1 protein-coding gene is annotated in these 665 nt (G+C 68.1%); it reads left to right on the forward strand.

The features are described from left to right. Positions 1–72 precede the first annotated feature (72 nt). A partial coding sequence (locus ACFQX9_RS28665) for a helix-turn-helix domain-containing protein (protein WP_377791205.1) occupies positions 73–665 on the forward strand: 593 nt, incomplete at its 3' end.

Below are 665 nucleotides of genomic sequence, written 5' to 3' on the forward strand. Positions count from 1 at the left end.
CTTCTGGCTCCCATAGGGTCAACTCTTTCGGCTTTGCGAAGGGGACCCTGGATGCCGACGGAGAGGCTTGCGATGCGCCGTGTGCGCGATGTGATCAGAATGAAGGCGGCCGGGCTGCCGAGCCGCGAGATTGCGCGACGGGTGGGCGCGGCGCCCTCGACGGTGCGCCTGGCGCTCCGGCGGTTCGAGGCCGCGGGCTTGAGCTGGCCGTTGCCAGACGACGTCACCGACACGGTTCTGGAACTTCGCCTGTTCGCGAAGACCGGCAATGGCAACCGTCAGGGTCACCGCCGCATCGCCGAGCCCGACTGGGCGACCGTGCACCGCGAGCTCAAACGCAAGCACGTGACGCTGTCGATCCTGTGGGAGGAATATATCGCCACCGAGCCCGGCGGATACCGGTACTCGCGCTTCTGTGAGCTCTACCGCGCCTGGGAGGGCCGCCTGTCGGTGACGATGCGCCAGGCCCATGCGGCCGGCGACAAGTTGTTCGTCGACTATGCCGGCGATGGCGTGCCGGTGGTGGTCGACCGCCTGACCGGTGAGCGCAGAACGGCGCAGATCTTCGTCGCCGTGCTCGGCGCATCGAGCTTCACCTACGCGCAGGCGACGTGGACGCAGGGGCTCGCCGACTGGATCAGCGCCCATGTTGGCGCCTTCGCGGC

The organism is Bradyrhizobium sp. GCM10028915, from assembly GCF_042666195.1.
GTDB lineage: Bacteria > Pseudomonadota > Alphaproteobacteria > Rhizobiales > Xanthobacteraceae > Bradyrhizobium > Bradyrhizobium canariense_D.